Source organism: Aliiroseovarius sp. PTFE2010 (assembly GCF_049943335.1).
Taxonomy (GTDB): domain Bacteria; phylum Pseudomonadota; class Alphaproteobacteria; order Rhodobacterales; family Rhodobacteraceae; genus JBNFVY01.
Map to the genome: position 1 here is coordinate 60,826 of NZ_JBNFVY010000003.1, position 19,783 is coordinate 80,608.

Consider the following 19,783-nt stretch of genomic DNA (forward strand, 5'->3'; position numbering starts at 1 on the left):
ATGAAACCGGGGGGCTGACTTACGTATTCGCGCTGTGCGAACTGCTATCCGCCGTTTTCTCTGAGTTTTCTGCGATCACCTCTAAGAAATCCACGATATTTGCCAATGCCCAAAGTACGGCAAAGGCGACAATCCCTTGGATAATCGCCGGTCCAAATGCCTGTGGTTGGCCTGAATTGAAGGCCATGAAAACGCCACCTAGCGAACCAAGCAGGGCAAATACCGCGATCAACCTCAAAAGCATCCTTCTCTCCATTTTGGCAAGGTTTCTGGGGGCGCAACATTCATGAAGGCATCCACCAAGGCAATCCGCTTTCTCGAAAGCCTGAGCATCCCCGAGGGGCCGAAAGCCGGTCAGGCGGTGAAGCTGGCCCCGTTCCAAAAGCAATTCGTCAAGGGTGCTCTGGCGGACGGGGTGAACGTGGCCTGTCTGAGCATCGGGCGCGGCAACGCGAAAACGGCCCTGTCGGCGGGCATCGCCCTGGGTGCGGTCAAGGGGGAATGGGATCGTCAGCCCCGGCGGGAAATCCTGATAGCGGCCCGGACGCGGGATCAGGCGCGCATCGCGTTTGACTTCGTGGTGGGATTCATCCGGTCGCTTCCCGAGGATGAGCAAGCGGCCTTTACGATCCGGCGCAGCCCCCGGCTTGAAATCGAGTATGACGGCGACGGCGGCGGACACTTCGTCCGGGCTATTGCGGCGGACGGCAAGACGGCTCTGGGATCAGCCCCAACGCTGGTGCTCATGGATGAGCGGGGGCATTGGCAGGCGGATCAGGGGGACGCTCTGGAACACGCCCTGTTGTCCGGTCTGGGCAAGCGTGGCGGGCGGGCGCTGATTATCAGCACGAGCGCGGCGGATGATGCGCATCCGTTTTCCGTCTGGCTGGATGAGGAACAAGAGGGCGTCTATCGGCAAGAACACCGACCCGCCCCCGGCCTTCCTGCGGACGATCTGGAAAGCCTCAAGCTGGCCAACCCCGGCGCGGCCTATGGCATCGGCTCAAGTCTGGACTGGCTGCAAGGTCAGGCGCGGCGGGCGATTGCGCGGCGCGGATCGACCCTGACGGCGTTCCGGCTCTACAACCGGAATGAGCGTGTGAGCGGCGAAAACCGCGACGTGCTGTTGACGGTCGATGAATGGCTGTCCTGCGAGACGGCGGACCTGCCACCCCGGCAAGGTCAGGTGGCCGAGGATACCGAACGCCGGGAAGCCGGGGCCGATCTGGAAACCCGGTCCAGCCGGGAATGGGCCGAGGTCATGGCGGGCTTTGAAATGCGCCAAGTGGCCCTTGCTCTGGACGAGGGCCGCGCCCTGGACGGCAAGACGGGCGAGATCGTCACCGAACTGCGGTCGCGCGGCGGCTATCGTGGCGTTCCGGTCCCGTGGGAAGCCCTGGAAATCCGGGCCGGTGAAACCGTGGCGAGCGGCACCCCCGACCCGATCCGCACGGCCCCGATCATCGAGCGGCTTTTCGCGGGCTCGGTCGCGGCCCGCATGGGTGGCCAGATGGTCAACGTGGGCGTGGGCGAGGTCGAATATCCCGTTGCCACGTCCAGCGTGACGGCGGGGTGGGCGACTTCGGAAACCGGCAACGTGACCGGCCCGAGTGCCTACACGACCGTTGATCGGCCCTTGAAGCCGGATCACAATTTGGGCGTCCAGATGCGCATCACGCGCAAGACGCTCAAGCAATCTGGCAGCGGTCTTGAGCAAGCGGTGCGGCGCGACATGAACGGCGCTATCGAGGAAGCCCTTGACCGCGCGGTGTTCCTGGGCAGCGGATCGGCAGGCGAGCCGACCGGCCTTTTCGCGGGCGCGTCGGCATGGGGCATTACCGAAACGGCGGTGGACGCGGCTGCAAGCTGGGCGGCGTTCCGGTCCGAGGTGGTCAGCTTCATCACCGGCAACGCCGCGACCGGCCCCGGCGATGTGCGGGCGCTGATCCGCCCCGAGGTCTGGGACTTCATGGATGGCCTCATGGTGGGCGATGGCGGTTTCAAATTCGAGTATGACCGTCTCACCGAGGCGCTGGGCGCGGTGGTCATGACGCACAATGCCCTTGCCGACCCGACCGGCACCCCGGCGGCGACAAGCGCGGTTCTGACGACTACGGCGGGCGGTGCACGACCTGTCTCCCGACCTGTCCAAGAGCATGACGCGCGAGACGCTGGCAGCGGCGCGGGACGGCATCAACATGGCGTTCGGCATCTTGCCGGGGCTGGCCTACGGCGCGACCACGGGGCCGATGGTCAGGGAAGCGCAACGCCACCTTGCCCAATGGGTGCTGCAACCGATTGCGGCCATGATCGCGGAGGAGGCATCCGAGAAATTCGGGCTGGCCGTAAAACTGGACGTGATGCGGCCCCTGCAAGCCTTCGACGCGGGCGGACGGGCGCGGGCGCTTGGCGCGGTGGTGCAGACCTTGGCCCTGGCGAAAGAGGCGGGCGTTGATCCGTCCGAGGCGCTGCGGCTGGTGGATTGGGGACAAGATTTGACGTAGCTTTTTTATGGAACAAGAGATTTCAAGAAAGAAGCAAGGGCCGATGTGGTTGCGGCGCGACTAAAGCGGCGGATTGACCACAAGACTATGTCGCGTGCGGAGATCCAAGCAATCGTTCAAGGCCCAAAGCCCAAAGCACTGAGCTTTTTTGCGCGACAAGACCACAAGGAGTTTCGGAAAAGCATCGCGAACGATTTGGGCGCTCAGGTAAAAATTGTCTCGGACCTTCTAGACGATCAAAGGGATTATGGTGAACTCATGGCTCCAGCATATGCTCGCAGGATCGGTGTGATCTTGCGAAAGGCGAAACGTCGCGACCTGAGCGACCGCTTTGAGCAAGCCTACAGGAAACACGCCGAGGCATCTTACCACTGAGCACGTGGAAAAATGTTACCCCAGATGTTACCCCAGCCCCGAAGCAAGAAGGCCGCCCCGAGGGCGGCCTTTCCTATTCACCTGATATTATTGGTGATTTTGGCTCCGGCGGTAGGGATCGAACCTACGACCAATTGATTAACAGTCAACTGCTCTACCGCTGAGCTACGCCGGAACACCGGGCGCTATGTAGCAATGGTTCGCAGGTACGTCCAGTGGCATTTGTCACGAAAATGCATTTTTCGCAGCACTTGGCGCTGCACCTCTGTCATGCCAATGAAAACAAAGCATTTTGACCGAGCTTTGGTGCCGCTTTCACCTTTTCGCGGCCGACCAGATCGACAAGGTGGGCCAGGATGTTGCGCTCGGCGGCCGGCAGAAGCGACGGGGCGACATCGGTGTACACCTGCGCAGCCAGATCGGAAATATTGGCCGGCCCGGCACCGATTGCCTCAAGAATGGCCGTTTCGCGCGCGCGTCGGTGATTGATCAGCCATTCAAGCCTTGCACCGGGATCGGTGATCGGATCGCCGTGGCCGGGGTAAAGCCGCACATGACCGCGCTGCCGCAACCGATCGCACGAGGCCATGAAATCGGTCAGATCGCCGTCCGGCGGCGACACGATTGACGTGGACCAGCCCATGACCAGATCGCCGCAAAAGGCGGATTTTCCCTCGGGCCCGTCGAATTCAAAGCTCAGATGGTTTCCGAAATGCCCCGGCGTCCAGATCGCGCTCAGCGACCAGCTATCGGCGGTGACCGTCTGACCGTCGCTCAGAATTTCGTCGGGCGTGAAGACATCATCAACCCCGTCTCCGCCACCGGTCAGCCCCTGCGAGGCCAGCGCTTGCATCACCACGCTGCGCCCGGCCAGGGCATCGCCGAACGCATAAACTGGCGCCCCGGTGCGTGCGGCCAGCGGCGCGGCGCCGGGCGTGTGGTCTTCGTGGGCGTGGGTCGTGAGGATGTGGGTGATGCGCTGACCGGGCGCCAACGCCGACAGGATCGTGTCGATGTGACCGGGGTCATTGGGCCCCGGATCGATCACAGCCACGTCTTTATGACCGAACAAATAGGTGTTGGTCCCCCAATAGGTAAAAGCTGAAGGATTCGGCGCAATGATGCGCGTCAGGCCGTCGGCCAGTTCGGTGATCGTTTCAGGTGGTTGCATCATCTTGAGCCTTTCCCAGCAAGCCGTTGTGCCTTAACCATATAATATGTTTTTCGGTTGGCTCAAACGTTACATGCCCCGTTCACTATACGGGCGCGCTGCCCTGATCCTGCTCTTGCCGGTGATCGGCGTGCAATTGGTGGTGTCGATCGTGTTTATCCAGCGCCACTTCGACGGGGTGACGCGGCAGATGACAGATGGCATGGCGCTTGAGATCGCGCTGATCGTCGATACCGTGAATGATGCTGCCACAGCGGGCCAGGCCCGGCAACGCGTTGCGGGGTTGGGTGCAGCGCTTGAAATCGACGCCGCACTGGGCGGGGCGTTGCCAGATTCGAACCAGCGCCCGATTTACGATTTGTCCGGGATTGGCGTGGTCGAAGTGCTGCGCGCCCGTGTTCCGGCCTTGGGTCCTGTCGATCTGAGCAGCGAACCCAGGCGCGTGATCACCGGCGTCGAAACGCGCCACGGGCCGCTGGCGCTGAGCTTTTCGCGCAAACGGGTGTCGGCATCGAACCCGCATCAATTGTTGGTGCTGATGGTGGGCGCGGGGGTGATCATGTCCGTCGTGGCGATCATGTTTCTGCGCAACCAGATGCGCCCAATCAAACGGCTTGCCCGCGCCGCCGAAGCCTTTGGCAAGGGGCAGGTGGTGCCCTTTCGTGTGGCCGGCGCGAACGAGGTCCGTGCCGCCGGAACCGCCTTTTTGCAAATGCGTGACCGGATTGACCGTATGCTTGAGCAGCGCACGTTAATGTTGTCGGGCGTCAGTCATGATTTGCGCACCCCGCTGACGCGCTTCAAGCTGGGCCTGTCCATGCTGGACGAGGATGAGGCCGCGCCTTTGCGCCAGGACGTGTCAGACATGGAGCGGATGTTGGATGCGTTTTTGGAATTCGCGCGCTCTGACCAGATGGATGATCCGATACCGACGGTGCCGGGGGACCTGCTGCGCGGGGTGGCAGAGCGCATGGGGGCCGAGGTCGGAACGCTTGAGGGCGCGGTGCAGGCGCCGGTTGAACTGCGGGCGCTATTGATCGAACGCGCCCTGGCCAACCTGATCGGCAATGCGCTGCGATACGCAACGCGCGCGCGTGTGTCGCTCATGGTGGGTGAGCGGTCATTGCGGTTTCGTGTAGAAGACGATGGGCCGGGCATTCCTGACAGCGCGCGCGACGACGCGTTGAAGCCATTTGTCCGGCTGGACGCGGCCCGGAATCAGGATCAGGGCGGCGGCGTCGGGCTGGGGCTGGCCATCACGCAGGATATCGCCCGGCGTTGCGGTGGTAGTCTGCGGTTGGGCGAAAGCGACGACCTGGGCGGGCTGCAGGCCGATTTGGTCTTGCCAAAATGAGACGGTGGTAGGCCCGGCAGGACTTGAACCCGCAACCAAAGCGTTATGAGCGCTCTGCTCTAACCAATTGAGCTACAGGCCCGCCTGAACGTCTGATTAGTCGCAGGCCCAGGTCGCGTCAAGATTTCGCGCGCCGGTTCTGACGTTTCCCGTCTGATCCACCAGCGGGTGATCGTGGCACCCATTTCTTTTGGTGTTTTTTAATGGCGCAGCGGCTTTGCGCGGCGGGATCGGTCTGGCACGGGCATGATCGGCCACGATACCCGCCAAGCCGACGCCCAGTCAGCGCGCGCAGGCATGCACTTGGTCGCGGTTGTCTGGTCGATGGCGATGTGAACGTGATTATTCGTCGCGCTGTACAGGCAGGCATCTGTACCCGCCGGGTTTCGCGACCGATCATTCTGTGACAGACGCCCTTTCGCTCCGCCGTTTTCGCGGGGCTGCGTGATTTACACCGCCCGAGCGATGGTTTATCCGCGTGGCCAAACGCAGGCCAGCCTCCGGGGGACGGACATGAGCAACAAGGACATTGGTGTGACGACGGGCATGACCTATGCCGATGCGGGTGTGAATATCGACGCGGGCAACGCGCTGATCGACCGGATCAAACCCGCAGCCAAACGCACGCAGCGCACTGGCACGATGGCCGGGTTGGGCGGGTTTGGCGCGCTCTTTGACCTTAAGGGCGCGGGATATTCCGATCCGATCCTGGTGGCCGCGACCGACGGTGTCGGCACCAAGCTGCGGATAGCGATCGACACCGGCAATGTCAGCACGATCGGGATCGACCTGGTGGCCATGTGCGTCAATGATCTGGTGTGTCAGGGCGCCGAGCCGCTGTTTTTCCTGGACTATTTTGCCACCGGTAAACTGCACTTGGATGAAGCGACCGCGATCATCAACGGCATCGCCCAGGGCTGCGAAAATTCGGGCTGTGCACTGATCGGCGGGGAAACCGCCGAAATGCCCGGCATGTACCACGAGGGCGACTTTGACCTGGCCGGTTTCGCCGTTGGCGCGATGGAGCGCGGCGCGGACCTGCCCGCCGGTGTCACCGAGGGCGACATCCTTTTGGGGCTGGAAAGCGACGGGGTGCATTCGAACGGCTATTCGCTGGTGCGCCGCATCGTGGCCGCATCAAACATGGACTGGGGCGATCAGGCCCCCTTTGCCGACGGAACGCTGGGCGAAGAATTGCTGGCGCCAACGCGGCTTTACGTGAAACCAGTTTTGGAAGCGATCCGCGCGGGCGGCGTCCACGCGCTGGCCCACATCACCGGGGGCGGGCTGAGCGAAAACTTGCCGCGGGTTCTGCCCGACGGGCTGGGTGCAGACATCGATCTGACCACTTGGTCATTGCCGCCAGTCTTTGCGTGGTTGGGTGAACGGGGCAAGATCGCGCAAGCCGAGATGCTGAAAACCTTCAACGCCGGGATTGGCATGGTGCTGGTGGTTGATCCCGCGCAGGCCGATACGCTGAGCGCTAAACTGATGGCCCGGGGCGAACGCGTCCACCGGATCGGCGCGGTGACGGCGGGGGACGGCGTCCAGTATTCAGGCGATCTGAAGTGAAACGGTGCGCCATTCTGATCTCGGGCGGCGGGTCGAACATGGTTGCGCTGGCCGAAAGCATGACCGGCGATCATCCGGCGCGCCCTTGTCTGGTGCTGTCGAACGTGCCGGGGGCAGGGGGGCTGGCCAAGGCCGAGGCCATGGGGATCCCGACCGCAGTGGCCGACCACCGCGATTACAAGGGCGATCGCGAGGGCTTCGAAGCCAAGCTGATCGAGACGATCGACGCCCACAACCCCGATCTGATCGCCATGGCCGGCTTCATGCGTATCCTGACCCCGCTGTTCATCAATCACTACGCGGGGCGGATGCTGAACATCCACCCGTCGCTTTTGCCCAAGTACAAAGGCCTGAACACGCATCAACGCGCGATCGACGCGGGCGACAGCCAGGCCGGCTGTTCGGTGCATGAGGTGACGTCCGAACTGGACGGCGGGCCGATCCTGGGCCAGGCCCGGGTGCCGATCCTGCCCGGCGACGATGCCGATACGCTGGCCGCGCGGGTGCTGCCGATGGAACATCGCCTGTACCCGGTCGTCCTGCGCGCCTTTGCAAGCGGCGACAAAACGCGCATCGATTTGGATGGATAGACGCTGTTTACTGGCGCCAAACGGTCTTTGTATAGGGATCAGCTTCACATTCATCGAAAAACTGCGTAACACCGCAGTTCGCAGGTATCCAAGAGCATCAGATGATCACGATCAAAACCACAGAAGCCCTGGCCGCATTTTGCGAGCGGGCCACCCGGCACCCATACGTCACTGTCGACACCGAATTCCTGCGCGAGCGGACGTATTATTCGCAGCTTTGCCTTGTGCAACTGGCCGTCCCGGGAGACGCCGAGGAAGACGCGGTTCTGGTCGATCCGTTGGCCAAGGGGATCGACCTTGCGCCGCTCTATGCGCTGTTCAAGGACGAAAGTGTGGTCAAGGTATTCCACGCCGCGCGGCAGGATCTTGAGATTTTCTACATCGAAGGCGGCGTGATCCCGCATCCTCTGTTCGACACGCAGGTTGCCGCGATGGTCTGCGGGTTTGGCGAGCAGGTCGGCTATGAAACGCTGGTGCGCAAGATCGCGCACGAAAGCCTCGACAAAACCTCGCGCTTTACGGACTGGTCGCGGCGTCCACTGACCCCGGCGCAGGAAAAATACGCGTTGGCAGATGTCACGCACTTGCGGGTGATCTACGAATATTTGCGCGACGAGCTGGCCAAATCCGGCCGCAAACCGTGGGTCGAGGAAGAGATGAAAATCCTTACCTCCCCCTCAACCTACGTGATCGAACCCGAAAACGCATGGATGCGGATCAAGACGCGCACGACCTCTGGCAAATTCTTGGCCGCGGTCAAGGAACTGGCGCGGTTTCGCGAAGGATATGCCCAATCGCGCAACATTCCGCGCAACCGGGTGTTCAAGGATGACGCGCTGTCGGAACTGGCATCGACCAAACCCAGGACCGAAAAAGACCTGAGCCGGTCGCGCTTGCTGCTGCGCGAGGCGCGGCGCGGGGAAATCGCCGAAGGAATCCTGAAAGCCATTGAAATTGCCGGCGATTATGCCCCCGAAGATATGCCAAAACCGGACACCAGCCGCGACAAACTGCAGGTGAACCCGGCCTTGGCTGACATGCTGCGGGTGCTGCTCAAGGCCAAGTCCGACAGCCTCGGCGTGGCGCAAAAGCTGATCGCCACCACCGCCGATCTGGATATGATCGCTGCTGGCAGACGTGACGTGAACGCCTTGAAAGGCTGGCGCGCAGAAGCGTTCGGCAACGATGCGTTGCGCATGTGCCAAGGCGAATTGGGGCTTGTGGCGCGCGGCCAGAAAATCGAAGTCTTCGAACTTTAACGCCGCACGCTCAGCGCGTTTGCGGCGGCCTGAACGCGCACTGTGCGGATGTCGTCCAACGCTCGATTCGACAGCGCGGCGCCAACATGCACCGTCCGCTGTTGCGGCGTCCCGTTCATCGCGTTGTCGCTCGGCGGGGCCATGCGGAACTGATAGGTCAGCACGCTCGGGTCGTCGCTGGGAACGCTGACAAGCTCTGCGTCCCAATACCCCAGTAGGGGGGTGATGCCAGTGGCATGCACAATCGCACCCGACGCCGTCCGTTCGATTCGAAGATCGGTGACCTGCGCAATGTAGGGCCTTGGATCTTCGGCGTTGTAGTCGGCGGGCAAGAGCCCCGCTGCGGCGGTTTCGTTGCGCGCATTGCCGAACCAGTTGAGCGGGTTGATGCGCGACTCGGACACCCGACCGCAAGCGGCCAGCATTCCGGCAAGGCACAGCACAAAGATAATCCGCGATGTCATTGGCACCCCCTCGTTTCTTGGATATGGCCTAGCGCAATCCAGCTCTTTTGAAAAGAGCGCCCGCACTGGACCTTCGCTAGGCACCTGACTATGTCGTGCACAAGGAAAGGACCGCCCATGACCACTGCCGCCTTTGAAGACATTGTCGAAACGTTCGAATTTCTGGACGACTGGGAAGACCGCTATCGCCACGTGATCGAACTGGGCAAGGCGATGGAGCCGATGGATCCTGCGCTCAAGGTCGATGCGACCAAGGTGAGCGGCTGCGCCAGCCAGGTCTGGCTGCACCCCAAGATCATCGGAGACACCTTTGATTTCGAGGGCGAGTCGGACGCCATGATCGTGCAGGGGCTGATCGCGATCCTGCACGCGCTCTATGCTGGCCTGCCGGTCGATGAGGCGGCCAAAGTGGACGCGCGCGCCCAGATGGCAAGGCTTGGGCTGGACGAACATCTGTCATCACAGCGCTCGAACGGTCTGCGCGCGATGATCGACCGTTTGTCGGCAGTCGCCAAGGCCTGACCCTGTCGCCTAGGCCAGTTTGACGGCCGTGCCGTAGGCCACGATTTCCGAGGCCGATTGCGCAATGGTCGATGTTTCCATCCGCACCCCGACAATGGCGTCGGCGCCAAGCGCTTCGGCCTCGGCTGTCATCCGATCAATTGCCTGTTCGCGCGCGCCGGCCAGCAACGACGCGTATTCCTTGACTTCGCCGCCGACCAGGTTGCGTAGCCCCGCCACGATATCCGATCCGATATGCTTGGCCCGCACCGTCGATCCGCGTACCAACCCCAAGGTCTGGACGATTTCGCGCCCCGCAAGGCTGTCTGTGGTCACGATGATCATTTTTCGACCTTGTCGTAATGGTCGTCTTCGGCATTGGACAAGCGGTCGACCAGGACGCGGTACAAGACAAAGCCGATAAGGGACACCGGTATGACTGCAACCCACCCGAATGGCACCGCGATCGACGCAAGCACCAGCCAGCCGATCCAAACGGTCACTCCGGCCGCGGCGATCACGACAATCAGCATCAAAACGAACTTGTCTAACGGCATGTGCAATTCTCCTGACACCCATGTGGGCATTTCGTGCGCGGGCAACAAGGACGCGCCGTCAAGACCATAGGCCAATTCGGCCACGACGTCATGTCCTGAAACCTTTGCCTGATGGCCCCCTGTTGGAAATGTTCTTCAAATGTTCTATATCTTGGGGCATGACGATCCGCCCACGATCCACAACGACACCTGTCGCCCCGAACCAAAAGGCCAAGGGGCGTGGCGTCATGTCGAACGATCCCAGCCGCTACGACAGCTTGGTGAGCGCGCCCTGTCACGATGGTTGGGACATCGAAGAGGACGCGCAAGTCATGCGAACCATCGTGACCGAAGAGCGGCCGCGGCGGATCATCACGCGCAACAACTCGCCCGATCTGGGGTTTGATCGATCCCTCAACCCTTATCGTGGATGCGAACATGGGTGCAGTTATTGTTTTGCGCGCCCCACCCATGCCTATCTGGGTCTGTCTGCCGGTCTGGATTTCGAAACGCGGCTGATCGCGCGGCCCCAGGCCGCCAAAGTCTTGCTGCGTGAACTGGCAGCGCCCCGGTATCGCGTTGCACCCATCGCCATGGGAACGAACACCGATCCCTATCAGCCGATTGAAGGCAGATATCGGATCGTCCGCGATATCCTGACAGTGCTGGCCGATCATGGGCACCCGGTGACGATCACCACGAAAGGCACCTTGGTCGAACGCGATATCGACATATTGACGGACCTTGCTGCAGACGGGTTGGCCCACGTGGGTGTTTCGGTCACGACATTGGATGCGCGCCTGTCGCGGGCGCTTGAGGCGCGGGCCGCCGCGCCCGCGCGCCGTCTTCAGATGATTGAGCGGCTCAGCGCAGCCGGCATTCCCGTGCGCGCGATGATCGCGCCGGTCATTCCAGCCCTGACCGACCATGAACTGGAAGCGATTGTGGCCCGTGTGGCCGACGCCGGGGCCCAAGCCGCGGCTTTCATCATGCTGCGCTTGCCACAAGAGGTTGCGCCGCTGTTTCATGATTGGTTGCACCGCAACGTCCCAGACCGGGCCGCCCGCGTCATCGGTCGTGTGCGTGATCTGCACGGGGGGCGCGATTATGACGCGGCTTGGGGCCAGCGAATGACCGGGCAGGGGTCGTTTGCCACGCTTGCCGGGCAACGATTTCGACTGGCGCTGCGGCGCGCCGGGGTGGCGGAAAATCTGCCGCGACTGCGTTGCGATCTGTTTCGCGTTCCCGGCCCCGGCGGCGCGCAGCTCAGTCTTTTTGACTGAAGCGTAGGGCTGCCATGACACGGCGGCCTGTATCGCGCGATGAACTCACCGCGGCGCTGTCGCCTGCGCGGGTGCGCGACCGGGCACGGGCGGGAAGGACCCGCATCGCATTGCCCGCTCGGCGCGGCGGCGCGGTGATACGGCGCAAGATCCCCAGGCCGGCCACGATCAGCCCGATCCGCGTCGGCGCAGCCGCGTAGAGCGTTTCCCAATTCGGCGCAAAGGCCCGTTTGAACCGCATCAAACCCGCGGCGCCGGATTTGCCCTGAAGGCGGGCGCGCAGACGGCCGACAAGCGCATTTGCGTCATCCCCGTCCCACTGCGTCGACGCCAGCGACACGCGCGGACACCCATAGGCGCCTGCGTTTTCGATCGCCGCGACGACAAGGGCATGCATGGTTCCTTCCGGCGCATCTGAGGTGTTTCGCATCAGATCCAGCGTGATTTCATTGCGCGTTTCGTGGAAGGTCGCAAAGGCCACCAGTTTTCCCTCCACATGGCCCACGAACACGCGCTGGCAAGTGACGTAGTCTGCGTCATAGGCCCCCATCGAAAACCCGCGTTCGCCGCCGCGCGCCTTACGCCATTCGTCGGCCAGGCGTTTCATATCGGCCAGCGGAAGGTCGCGCCCGGCTTCGGATGTGGTCAGGCCAGCCTCTTGAGCTTTACGCAACATGCGCCGCAGTTGGCGCCGTTTTGAACCGTCGAGCGTGAATTCATCCGGTTTCAGCCAGGCTTCGCGTGCGACGGGTAGAACGGCCCAACCCGCCTGGCGCGCCGCGACGGCCATGCGTGCCCCGCACTTATAGACCGCCGGAAGCAAATACCGGTTGCGCGCGGCAAGCCTGAGCGCGTCACGCGCGGCATGGGGGCATCCGCGCTTGGTCATCGGGTCGCACAGCATCACCAGGGACTGCCCGATTGGCGCGGCCAGCGCCAAGTGCTTGCCATCGGGCGTGGTCAGCAGCGAAAATTCACCCTGCCGAAGCAAATTCACTTCGGCGCGGGGCGAGGCGAACAGCAACGCTTCGAGGCGTGGCGGCAAGAACGCCGAGCAGCCGACGCGCGTCAAACCGGGCTTGTCGCAGGTCATGTTTCCACGCGGCCCGCGAATGGCGACACCGGCGGCGATAACGGCCGGAATGATATGGTAGACGATCCGAAACCCCAGGGCGGCGGCCAAGAGCGGTTCAGTCGGCACATTCGGCATCAAGGCGATCAGCGTCACTTCAAACGGGCCGATGCCCCCCGGGGTAGCACCGAGCAGGCCCGCGCCCATGGCAAAAAAGAAGGTGGAGAGCAGCAAGGGCAGAGGAACATGCAGATCGGGCGGCAGCAGCGCATAGAGCGCCAGGCCCGCCAAAGTGCAATCGAGAAGAACCAGCCCCGCGATTTCGCCCATCGCGCGCCAGGACGGCAGGGGCAGGCGGGCCAGCTGCTTGGGCGGCCAGATCGACAGGGCCACCATGACAACGACAATACCGCCGGCAATCAGCATCGGTATCCTGACCCAGGACAATTCGGGATGGACCACGGCCGCCATGGCTGCGGCAACCACTGCCCAACCGGCCAGAAACGACAGCGACACAGCCATCGACAGACGGACCACCTGCCACAGCGTCATGTCGGGCAACATCCGCCAGCGCACCAGCGTGCCCGTCACAGCGCCCATACCGACCGCTTGCGCAATGGCGATCGACACGATGCCGGCCCGCTGCGCCGGTGCGCGCGCGACGCCAGTGCCCATCTGACGGTGCAAGACCGCGTCATAGCGCCCAATGATCCAGAAACTGCAAGCAGACGCGATCAGCGCCAAGGCCCATTGTCGGGGCGGGATCGTCCCAAGGCTTTGTCGGATCGACGCAAAGTCCAGATCCTTGGCGTGGTCCCACATCACCGCGCCCATGACGATCACCAGCCCAACCAGCACCAATTGGCGCCAAAGAAGGCTGCGCAACTGCGTTCGCGCCCCGCTTTCGCGCACCGATTCCGATTGAGACTGGACCTGCCGATCAGCAAAGCCCGGAGAAATCTTGTTCATGTTCGGTGGTTTAGCCGCCGGGTCCTACCAACCGCTTAACACGCGTGTATTTTCGCCCACAGCGCAGAGCACGAACATACTTAAACGGCGCAGGTTTCCCCGCGCCGCAAATGTCAAAAAAACAAGCGAAAGAGTCTGGGCTCAGACGTCTTTCATCAGTTGGGCTTTGGCTTCGGCCAGGCATTCAGCCATCTTGGCACGCACCGTAGCTTCGTCGGCCTTGTTGCCAAGATCGCCCGAAACCTTGCGGAACACATCCTCGTGGCCGGCTTCCTCGAAATCCGACTTGACCACTTCGGCCGCATAGGCTTCCGCTTCGGCGCCGGTTTTACCCAGAAGCTCGGCGGCCCACAGGCCCAACAGTTTGTTGCCGCGGGCTTCAGCCTTGAACTTCATTTCGGCATCGTGGGCGTACTTGTTTTCGAACGCGTTTTCGCGATCATCGAAAGTGGTCATGTCTCTTCAAGCTCCTCGTCAGACAGCGCTTGGCCTCCATATGCCGTTTGGGGGCCGCGCCTGCAAGGGGATTGCGTGCATATTACGCGTCGAACCCGCACGGGCGCCCAGAAGTCCCGCGCGGGGTGGCAGAAGTGGGGGCGAAACGGGGCAATGGCTTGCGGGGGGGCAGGGCTTGGCCTATACGGCGAAAAAGTGACGGTCCCCCTGCATGATCGGAGAGCGTATGGCACGCCGCAAGAAAATCTACGAAGGCAAGGCAAAGGTTCTTTATGAAGGCCCCGAGCCAGGAACCCTTGTGCAGTATTTCAAGGACGATGCCACCGCCTTTAATGCCGAGAAAAAGGCCACGATCGACGGCAAGGGCGTCTTGAACAACCGTCTGAGCGAATTTTTCATGACCGGGCTGTCCGCAGTCGGCGTTCCGAACCACTTTCTCAAACGCCTGAACATGCGCGAACAGTTGATCCGCCAGGTGGAAATCGTGCCGCTGGAAGTGATCGTGCGCAACTATGCCGCCGGGTCCATGGCCAAACGTCTGGGAATGGAAGAAGGCACGCCGCTGCCGCGCCCCATTGTCGAATTTTCTTACAAGGACGACGCGCTTGGCGATCCGCTGGTGCCCGAAGAATACATCATCGCGTTCGGCTGGGCCTCGCAGCAGGATCTGGACGATATCGTGGCCCTTGCGCTGCGCGTGAACGACTATCTGTCGGGCGTGATGTACGGCGTCGGGATCAAGCTGGTCGACTTCAAGATTGAAATCGGGCGCATCTGGGATGGCGATTTCATGCGCCTGATCGTGGCTGACGAAATCAGCCCTGACAGCTGCCGCCTGTGGGATATCGAAACCGGCCAGAAGCTGGACAAGGACGTGTTCCGCCGCGATCTGGGCAACCTGGCCGATGCCTACACCGAAGTTGCGCGCCGCTTGGGCGTTCTGCCCACCAATGGGCCGACGCCCAGCAAGCCGACTCTCGTCAATTAACTGCCCAAAGGAGCCTCATTCATGAAAGCCCGTGTCCATGTCATGTTGAAGAATGGCGTTCTCGACCCGCAGGGCGAGGCCGTGCGTCACGCGCTTGGCGCGCTCGGGTTCGACAGGGTTGAAGGGGTGCGGCAGGGCAAGGTGATTGACCTTGAGCTGGCGGACGGAACCACCGAGGCAGAGGTCAAGGAAATGTGCGAAAAGCTCTTGGCCAACACGGTGATCGAAAGCTATTCGATTGAAATGGGCTGAGATTTCCCGCTGCCGTGATTGAACGTGCCGTGATTGAAAAAGCCCCGCTGCGCCTATGCGTGGCGGGGTTTTCTTTGTCCGCAGCTTTCGTTTTGTTGATCGCCGTGGTTTTGCGCTTGCCGGGCCGGCCCGCTCCGGCGGCGGGTTCCGCCGGGTGATCCGGTGCGCCAGTGCCCGAGCGCGCGCGTTCCTTGCCCGCTTGGCGTTGCCCGTCGCATCTGCGCTTGATCACAAGAGGGGCTGTCGATATGTCACCCTTGATCATGCGGGTCACCCCGCTGTCGCAGTCGGGTGCGGAACCGGGCCACCATCCACGGCCCCGCGCGCTGCAGCGGCGCGGTGATCACCGACGTCCAGTCCCAATAGCGCCCGCTGGGGCGCGGCCCAAGGAGCGCACCGAATGAAAGCTGCCGTTCTCGTCTTTCCCGGATCGAACTGTGACCGCGACATGGCCGTCGCCCTGAAGCGCGCGGGCTTCGATGTACAGATGGTCTGGCACAAGGATCACGATCTGCCCAGCGGGCTGGACATCGTGGGCGTGCCGGGCGGGTTTTCCTATGGTGACTACCTGCGCTGCGGGGCTATCGCAGCCAATTCGCCGATCACCAAAGCGCTCAAGGCCCACGTCGAACGGGGCGGCTATGCATTGGGCATCTGCAATGGGTTTCAGGTGCTGACGGAATCGCACCTGTTGCCGGGCGCGCTGCTGCGCAATGCCGGGATCAAGTATATCTGCCGCACCGTGGCCTTGCGCGTCGAAACCACCGACAGCGCCTTTACCAGCCGCTACACCAAGGGGCAGGAAATCGGCATCCCGATCGCGCACCACGACGGCAATTACACCGCCGACGAAGATACGATCGCGATGCTGGAGGCCGAGGGCCGCATCGCGTTCCGTTATCTGGACAATCCCAACGGTTCCACGGCCGATATCGCGGGCGTGCTCAGCGACAACCGCCGCGTTCTGGGCATGATGCCCCACCCTGAACGTGCTGCCGAACCGGCCCACGGCAATACCGATGGCGCGGCCTTCTTTGCCGGGCTGGCCGATGCGCTTGTCACCGCCTGACGCAAGGCGCCCGTGCCAAAGGCTGAATTCCGCCCATTGCCGGGGCGCTGTTCTTGTGGCCATGGCCGCGCGCGCATAACCTGCGGGGCATGACTACGGGACCGGCCAACAACTCTTCCAACCTGAACTGGGTTGGGCGCGGCGCGCTGATTGTCGCCATCGGGGTGGCGGTGGCGATCGTATGGTATTCCAACAAGGCCCTGACTGAGCGCTTTATCGAGTCGACGCGCAACCGCGCCGAGGTCCGCCAGCAGATCTATTCGGGCAACCTGCTGTCCGAATTGCGCAAGAATTCAATCGTTCCGTTGCTGCTGTCGCGCGATCCTTCGCTGATCGGCGCGTTGAATTCCAAGGACTATTCGCAAACCTCGCAGCGCCTGATCTCATATGTTGAAGAAATCGGGTCGGCCGCGATCCTGCTGCTCGATGCGGAAGGGCGCGCCGTGGCGTCGACCGACCGCAATCTGATCGGGTCGAACCACCAGAACGAACCTTATTACGTAGAAGCGCGCCGTGCACCCGACACGATCTTTACGACGGTCGAACGCGATAGCGGGGCGATTGATTTCATCTATTCGCGCAAGATCGAAGTGGGCGGCATTCCGGTCGGGATCATTCTGGTTGAAGTCGATCTGCGCAAATTCGAAACGACCTGGGCCGGCACGAATGACGCGGTGGTGGTTCTGAATTCTGAAGGTGTTGTCATTCTGGCAACCGAGCCGCGCTGGCGCGGCAAGACCGAGGCCGAAGCACTGGCGGCGCGGTCCCCGGCAACAGCGATCGAACGGGCGGTGCAATTCACCACCGATTGGGCCGCCTTGCCCCCCGACACCTATGTTCAGGGCGAAGCGGTGATCAAGATGGAAGGGCGCGTGCCATTTCGCGGCTGGCGCATTTCAACCTTCACCACCTATTCGTCGGTCCGTGAACGGGTGAACGGTGTGTTGGCCTTGGAAATCATGGCCTTTGCGATCCTTCTGGCCTTTTCGTTCTATGTCGTCTCGCGCCGGGCCACGTCGCAGGCGGGCCTGTTCAAAAAGGAATCGGCGGATCTGCGCGCGCTGAACGCCGCGCTTGAGCGCGAGATCACCGAACGGCGCAAGGCCGAAGCCAGTCTGGAGGTGGCCGAGCAGACCATCGCGCAGAGTTCGAAACTGGCGGCGCTCGGTGAAATGTCCGCGGCGGTCAGCCACGAATTGAACCAGCCCTTGGCCGCGATGAAAACCTATCTGGCGGGCGCGCGGCTGTTGCTCAGCCGCAAACGCGCGGAAGAGGCACTGTCATCGTTCCAGCGTATCGACGACCTGATCGACCGGATGGGCGCGATCACCCGCCAGCTCAAGAGTTATGCGCGCAAAAGCGACGAAGTATGGCAACCGGTGGATCTGCGCCGCTCGGTCAACGCGGCCCTGTCGATGATGGAGCCCCAGTTGAACCTGCGCGAAATCCACATCGAGGTGAACATGCCGACCCAGCCGGTCATGGCCGAAGTCGATAGTGTCCGGCTGGAACAGGTGCTGATCAATCTGTTGCGCAATGCACTGGATGCCACGAAATCCGTCAAGGACCCCAAGATCGAAGTGCTGGTTGCCGGCGGTGATCACGCGACCGTGTCGGTGCGTGACAACGGGGCAGGGATTGCCGATCTCGATAACCTGTTCGAACCGTTTTATACTACCAAGAGCCCGGGCGACGGGGTCGGTCTGGGGCTGGCCATTTCGTCGGGAATCGTTACCGACTTCGGGGGCCGCCTGACCGCGCGCAACGGGCGCGCTGGCGGGGCGGTATTCGAAGTGTCACTGCCAATTTTGAACGACGCGGCCGAGCTGGCCGCCTGAACCACCGAGGATGATCATGGCACAGGCTATGAAGATTGCGATCATTGACGACGAACAAGACATGCGACAGTCGATCAGCCAGTGGTTGGCCCTGTCGGGCTTTGACACCGAAACTTTTCCCAGTGCTGAACACGCGCTTAAAGAGCTTGGGCCCGATTACCCGGGCGTGGTGGTCAGTGACATCAAGATGCCGGGCATGGACGGGATGCAGTTTCTCAAAAAACTGATGAGCGTCGACAGCTCGCTGCCCGTGATCATGATCACGGGCCATGGCGATGTGCCCATGGCGGTCGAGGCGATGCGCGTTGGCGCGTTTGATTTTCTCGAAAAACCGTTCAACCCGGACAGCATGACCAAGCTGGCCAAAAAGGCTACGCAGAAACGGCGTCTGACCCTGGACAGCCGCGCCTTGCGCCGCGAATTGTCGGATGGCAGCGGAATGATGCGAAAGCTGATCGGTTCGTCCCCGGTCATGGAGCGGCTGCGCGAAGACATCCTGGATCTGGGCCAGGCCGATGGGCATGTTCTGATTGACGGGGAAACCGGCACCGGCAAAACCCTGGCCGCCCACGCCTTGCATGCGGTGGGCAGTCGCGCGGGCAAGAGCTTTGTCGTGTATTCCTGCGCGGGCCAAGAGGAAGATGTCCTGACGCGCACGCTGTTCGGTCCCATCGAAGATGGATCGTCCCGGTTGCCCTTGGTCGAAGTGGCCCGCGGCGGCACACTGGTGCTCGAGGATATCGAGGCGCTGAGCCAATCCTTGCAGGCCCGCCTGCTGACCTGGATCAATGACCAGGGTACGCCGCCCGAAACGCGCATGATCGCCATTTGCAACCTGCAGGAACAAGGCCGGACCTGCGAAAACGCGCTCCGCCCCGATCTCTATTATCGACTTGCCGCTCTCAAGATCACCTTGCCGCCGCTGCGCGCGCGGGGCGAAGATATTCTGACGCTGTTCACGCGCCTGTCCGAGCAGTTTTCCGAAGAATACGGTTGCGACACGCCCGAAATCAGCGCCCAAGAGGCGGCGCAGCTGTTGCAGGCCCCATGGCCCGGCAACATCCGCCAATTGATCAACGTCGCCGAACGGGCCGTGTTGCAGAACCGGCGGGGGTCGGGATCGATCGCGTCGCTGCTGATGGCCGACAACGAAGAGAGCGAGCCGGTGATGACGACCGAAGGCAAGCCGCTCAAGGAACATGTGGAAGCATTTGAGCGGATGTTGATCGACAACACCATGCGGCGGCACAAGGGGTCTATCGTCAAGGTCATGGACGAATTGTGCCTGCCGCGCCGGACCCTGAACGAAAAAATGGCGAAATATTCGCTTCAACGGGCCGATTACGTCTGAACGGCGGTTTGGCGCACAATCTCTGGTTGCACCCTTGTGGTCCTGTAAAACATGGGTTCGGGCCAGGTGACGGGCTGGATCGCACGCAAGCTATTTTGCCAATTGGACAATTCGTCATTGCGTTACATATGCCCCAGCCCCTATGTTAGCGGACACGGGACACATGCGCATGTTGCGCA

The 19,783-nt window shown here is 62.1% G+C and carries 19 protein-coding genes and 2 tRNA genes; 12 read left to right on the forward strand and 9 right to left on the reverse strand.

Annotation, left to right across the window (positions count from 1 at the left end; genetic code table 11):
* Positions 1-19: 19 nt before the first annotated feature.
* Entirely contained in the window at positions 20-244 is a 225-nt protein-coding gene (locus ACP2AV_RS06310; RefSeq protein WP_426371851.1) for a hypothetical protein, read from the reverse strand.
* A gap of 42 nt (positions 245-286) precedes the next feature.
* On the opposite strand from ACP2AV_RS06310, the gene ACP2AV_RS06315 reads away from it, so the two are divergent.
* Positions 287-2,455, forward strand: coding sequence for a phage major capsid protein (locus ACP2AV_RS06315; RefSeq protein ID WP_426371852.1), 2,169 nt, complete (start codon positions 287-289; stop codon positions 2,453-2,455).
* Positions 2,456-2,979: 524 nt separating this feature from the next.
* On the opposite strand, the gene ACP2AV_RS06320 is transcribed toward ACP2AV_RS06315, so the two are convergent.
* Both ACP2AV_RS06320 and ACP2AV_RS06325 read right to left on the reverse strand, forming a co-directional pair.
* Positions 2,980-3,054 (reverse strand) — tRNA-Asn (locus tag ACP2AV_RS06320).
* A gap of 93 nt (positions 3,055-3,147) precedes the next feature.
* Complete coding sequence (locus tag ACP2AV_RS06325) at positions 3,148-4,053, reverse strand: MBL fold metallo-hydrolase (protein WP_426371853.1); 906 nt, start codon at positions 4,051-4,053, stop codon at positions 3,148-3,150.
* A 43-nt stretch (positions 4,054-4,096) separates the two neighbouring features.
* Between ACP2AV_RS06325 and ACP2AV_RS06330 the strand changes: the two genes are divergently transcribed.
* Positions 4,097-5,404: an ATP-binding protein gene (locus ACP2AV_RS06330; RefSeq protein WP_426371854.1), complete on the forward strand. Its 1,308-nt coding sequence runs from the start codon at positions 4,097-4,099 to the stop codon at positions 5,402-5,404.
* Positions 5,405-5,409: 5 nt separating this feature from the next.
* On the opposite strand, the gene ACP2AV_RS06335 is transcribed toward ACP2AV_RS06330, so the two are convergent.
* A tRNA-Ile gene (locus ACP2AV_RS06335) sits at positions 5,410-5,486 on the reverse strand.
* A 431-nt stretch (positions 5,487-5,917) separates the two neighbouring features.
* Here ACP2AV_RS06335 and purM point away from each other — a divergent pair.
* From purM to rnd, 3 genes are all read left to right on the forward strand, one after another.
* Positions 5,918-6,976, forward strand: a complete 1,059-nt coding sequence (gene purM, locus ACP2AV_RS06340) for a phosphoribosylformylglycinamidine cyclo-ligase (RefSeq protein WP_426371855.1) — start codon at positions 5,918-5,920, stop codon at positions 6,974-6,976.
* On the forward strand, positions 6,973-7,566 hold the full coding sequence (gene purN, locus ACP2AV_RS06345; protein ID WP_426371856.1) for a phosphoribosylglycinamide formyltransferase: 594 nt from the start codon (positions 6,973-6,975) through the stop codon (positions 7,564-7,566). Before purM ends, purN begins: the two co-directional genes overlap by 4 nt.
* A gap of 101 nt (positions 7,567-7,667) precedes the next feature.
* Positions 7,668-8,825: a ribonuclease D gene (rnd, locus tag ACP2AV_RS06350; RefSeq protein WP_426371857.1), complete on the forward strand. Its 1,158-nt coding sequence runs from the start codon at positions 7,668-7,670 to the stop codon at positions 8,823-8,825.
* Here rnd and ACP2AV_RS06355 read toward each other — a convergent pair.
* On the reverse strand, positions 8,822-9,289 hold the full coding sequence (locus ACP2AV_RS06355) for a hypothetical protein (protein WP_426371858.1): 468 nt from the start codon (positions 9,287-9,289) through the stop codon (positions 8,822-8,824). The genes rnd and ACP2AV_RS06355 overlap by 4 nt on opposite strands.
* Positions 9,290-9,406: 117 nt before the next feature.
* Between ACP2AV_RS06355 and ACP2AV_RS06360 the strand changes: the two genes are divergently transcribed.
* Positions 9,407-9,811 carry a SufE family protein gene (locus ACP2AV_RS06360; RefSeq protein WP_426371859.1) on the forward strand — a complete coding sequence of 135 codons (405 nt, stop codon included), beginning with the start codon at positions 9,407-9,409 and terminating at the stop codon, positions 9,809-9,811.
* A gap of 9 nt (positions 9,812-9,820) precedes the next feature.
* Here the strand turns inward: ACP2AV_RS06360 and ACP2AV_RS06365 are convergent, their stop codons facing one another.
* The gene (locus ACP2AV_RS06365) at positions 9,821-10,135 is read right to left on the reverse strand and encodes a YbjQ family protein (RefSeq protein WP_426371860.1); all 315 of its coding nucleotides are present in this window, start codon (positions 10,133-10,135) and stop codon (positions 9,821-9,823) included.
* Complete coding sequence (locus tag ACP2AV_RS06370; RefSeq protein ID WP_426371861.1) at positions 10,132-10,431, reverse strand: hypothetical protein; 300 nt, start codon at positions 10,429-10,431, stop codon at positions 10,132-10,134. Before ACP2AV_RS06370 ends, ACP2AV_RS06365 begins: the two co-directional genes overlap by 4 nt.
* Positions 10,432-10,505: 74 nt before the next feature.
* On the opposite strand from ACP2AV_RS06370, the gene ACP2AV_RS06375 reads away from it, so the two are divergent.
* On the forward strand, positions 10,506-11,609 hold the full coding sequence (locus tag ACP2AV_RS06375) for a PA0069 family radical SAM protein (protein WP_426371862.1): 1,104 nt from the start codon (positions 10,506-10,508) through the stop codon (positions 11,607-11,609).
* Here ACP2AV_RS06375 and ACP2AV_RS06380 read toward each other — a convergent pair.
* On the reverse strand, positions 11,593-13,650 hold the full coding sequence (locus ACP2AV_RS06380; RefSeq protein WP_426371863.1) for a phosphatidylglycerol lysyltransferase domain-containing protein: 2,058 nt from the start codon (positions 13,648-13,650) through the stop codon (positions 11,593-11,595). The genes ACP2AV_RS06375 and ACP2AV_RS06380 overlap by 17 nt on opposite strands.
* A 141-nt stretch (positions 13,651-13,791) precedes the next feature.
* Complete coding sequence (locus tag ACP2AV_RS06385; RefSeq protein ID WP_426371864.1) at positions 13,792-14,106, reverse strand: DUF1476 domain-containing protein; 315 nt, start codon at positions 14,104-14,106, stop codon at positions 13,792-13,794.
* A gap of 226 nt (positions 14,107-14,332) precedes the next feature.
* Here ACP2AV_RS06385 and purC point away from each other — a divergent pair, with 226 nt between their 5' ends.
* The 5 genes from purC (at position 14,333) to ACP2AV_RS06410 (ending at position 19,604) form a co-directional block, all read left to right on the forward strand.
* On the forward strand, positions 14,333-15,094 hold the full coding sequence (purC, locus tag ACP2AV_RS06390) for a phosphoribosylaminoimidazolesuccinocarboxamide synthase (RefSeq protein WP_426372171.1): 762 nt from the start codon (positions 14,333-14,335) through the stop codon (positions 15,092-15,094).
* Positions 15,095-15,115: 21 nt separating this feature from the next.
* Positions 15,116-15,346, forward strand: coding sequence for a phosphoribosylformylglycinamidine synthase subunit PurS (purS, locus tag ACP2AV_RS06395; protein ID WP_426371865.1), 231 nt, complete (start codon positions 15,116-15,118; stop codon positions 15,344-15,346).
* A gap of 400 nt (positions 15,347-15,746) precedes the next feature.
* Positions 15,747-16,415: a phosphoribosylformylglycinamidine synthase subunit PurQ gene (gene purQ, locus ACP2AV_RS06400; RefSeq protein WP_426371866.1), complete on the forward strand. Its 669-nt coding sequence runs from the start codon at positions 15,747-15,749 to the stop codon at positions 16,413-16,415.
* Between the two features lie 89 nt (positions 16,416-16,504).
* Complete coding sequence (locus ACP2AV_RS06405; protein WP_426371867.1) at positions 16,505-18,253, forward strand: ATP-binding protein; 1,749 nt, start codon at positions 16,505-16,507, stop codon at positions 18,251-18,253.
* Positions 18,254-18,269: 16 nt separating this feature from the next.
* Complete coding sequence (locus ACP2AV_RS06410) at positions 18,270-19,604, forward strand: sigma-54-dependent transcriptional regulator (RefSeq protein ID WP_426371868.1); 1,335 nt, start codon at positions 18,270-18,272, stop codon at positions 19,602-19,604.
* The last annotated feature ends 179 nt before the right edge of the window (positions 19,605-19,783 follow it).

Excerpts from the sequence above, each read along its gene's own strand:
- ACP2AV_RS06360 (WP_426371859.1), top strand. The coding sequence starts at position 9,407 with ATGACCACTGCCGCCTTTGAAGACATTGTCGAAACGTTCGAATTTCTG.
- ACP2AV_RS06310 (WP_426371851.1), bottom strand. The coding sequence starts at position 244 with ATGCTTTTGAGGTTGATCGCGGTATTTGCCCTGCTTGGTTCGCTAGGT.
- ACP2AV_RS06375 (WP_426371862.1), top strand. The coding sequence starts at position 10,506 with ATGACGATCCGCCCACGATCCACAACGACACCTGTCGCCCCGAACCAA.
- ACP2AV_RS06410 (WP_426371868.1), top strand. The coding sequence starts at position 18,270 with ATGGCACAGGCTATGAAGATTGCGATCATTGACGACGAACAAGACATG.
- ACP2AV_RS06355 (WP_426371858.1), bottom strand. The coding sequence starts at position 9,289 with ATGACATCGCGGATTATCTTTGTGCTGTGCCTTGCCGGAATGCTGGCC.
- ACP2AV_RS06385 (WP_426371864.1), bottom strand. The coding sequence starts at position 14,106 with ATGACCACTTTCGATGATCGCGAAAACGCGTTCGAAAACAAGTACGCC.
- ACP2AV_RS06315 (WP_426371852.1), top strand. The coding sequence starts at position 287 with ATGAAGGCATCCACCAAGGCAATCCGCTTTCTCGAAAGCCTGAGCATC.
- purC (WP_426372171.1), top strand. The coding sequence starts at position 14,333 with ATGGCACGCCGCAAGAAAATCTACGAAGGCAAGGCAAAGGTTCTTTAT.
- ACP2AV_RS06330 (WP_426371854.1), top strand. The coding sequence starts at position 4,097 with ATGTTTTTCGGTTGGCTCAAACGTTACATGCCCCGTTCACTATACGGG.
- purS (WP_426371865.1), top strand. The coding sequence starts at position 15,116 with ATGAAAGCCCGTGTCCATGTCATGTTGAAGAATGGCGTTCTCGACCCG.
- purQ (WP_426371866.1), top strand. The coding sequence starts at position 15,747 with ATGAAAGCTGCCGTTCTCGTCTTTCCCGGATCGAACTGTGACCGCGAC.
- ACP2AV_RS06325 (WP_426371853.1), bottom strand. The coding sequence starts at position 4,053 with ATGATGCAACCACCTGAAACGATCACCGAACTGGCCGACGGCCTGACG.
- ACP2AV_RS06380 (WP_426371863.1), bottom strand. The coding sequence starts at position 13,650 with ATGAACAAGATTTCTCCGGGCTTTGCTGATCGGCAGGTCCAGTCTCAA.
- ACP2AV_RS06405 (WP_426371867.1), top strand. The coding sequence starts at position 16,505 with ATGACTACGGGACCGGCCAACAACTCTTCCAACCTGAACTGGGTTGGG.
- rnd (WP_426371857.1), top strand. The coding sequence starts at position 7,668 with ATGATCACGATCAAAACCACAGAAGCCCTGGCCGCATTTTGCGAGCGG.
- ACP2AV_RS06365 (WP_426371860.1), bottom strand. The coding sequence starts at position 10,135 with ATGATCATCGTGACCACAGACAGCCTTGCGGGGCGCGAAATCGTCCAG.
- purM (WP_426371855.1), top strand. The coding sequence starts at position 5,918 with ATGAGCAACAAGGACATTGGTGTGACGACGGGCATGACCTATGCCGAT.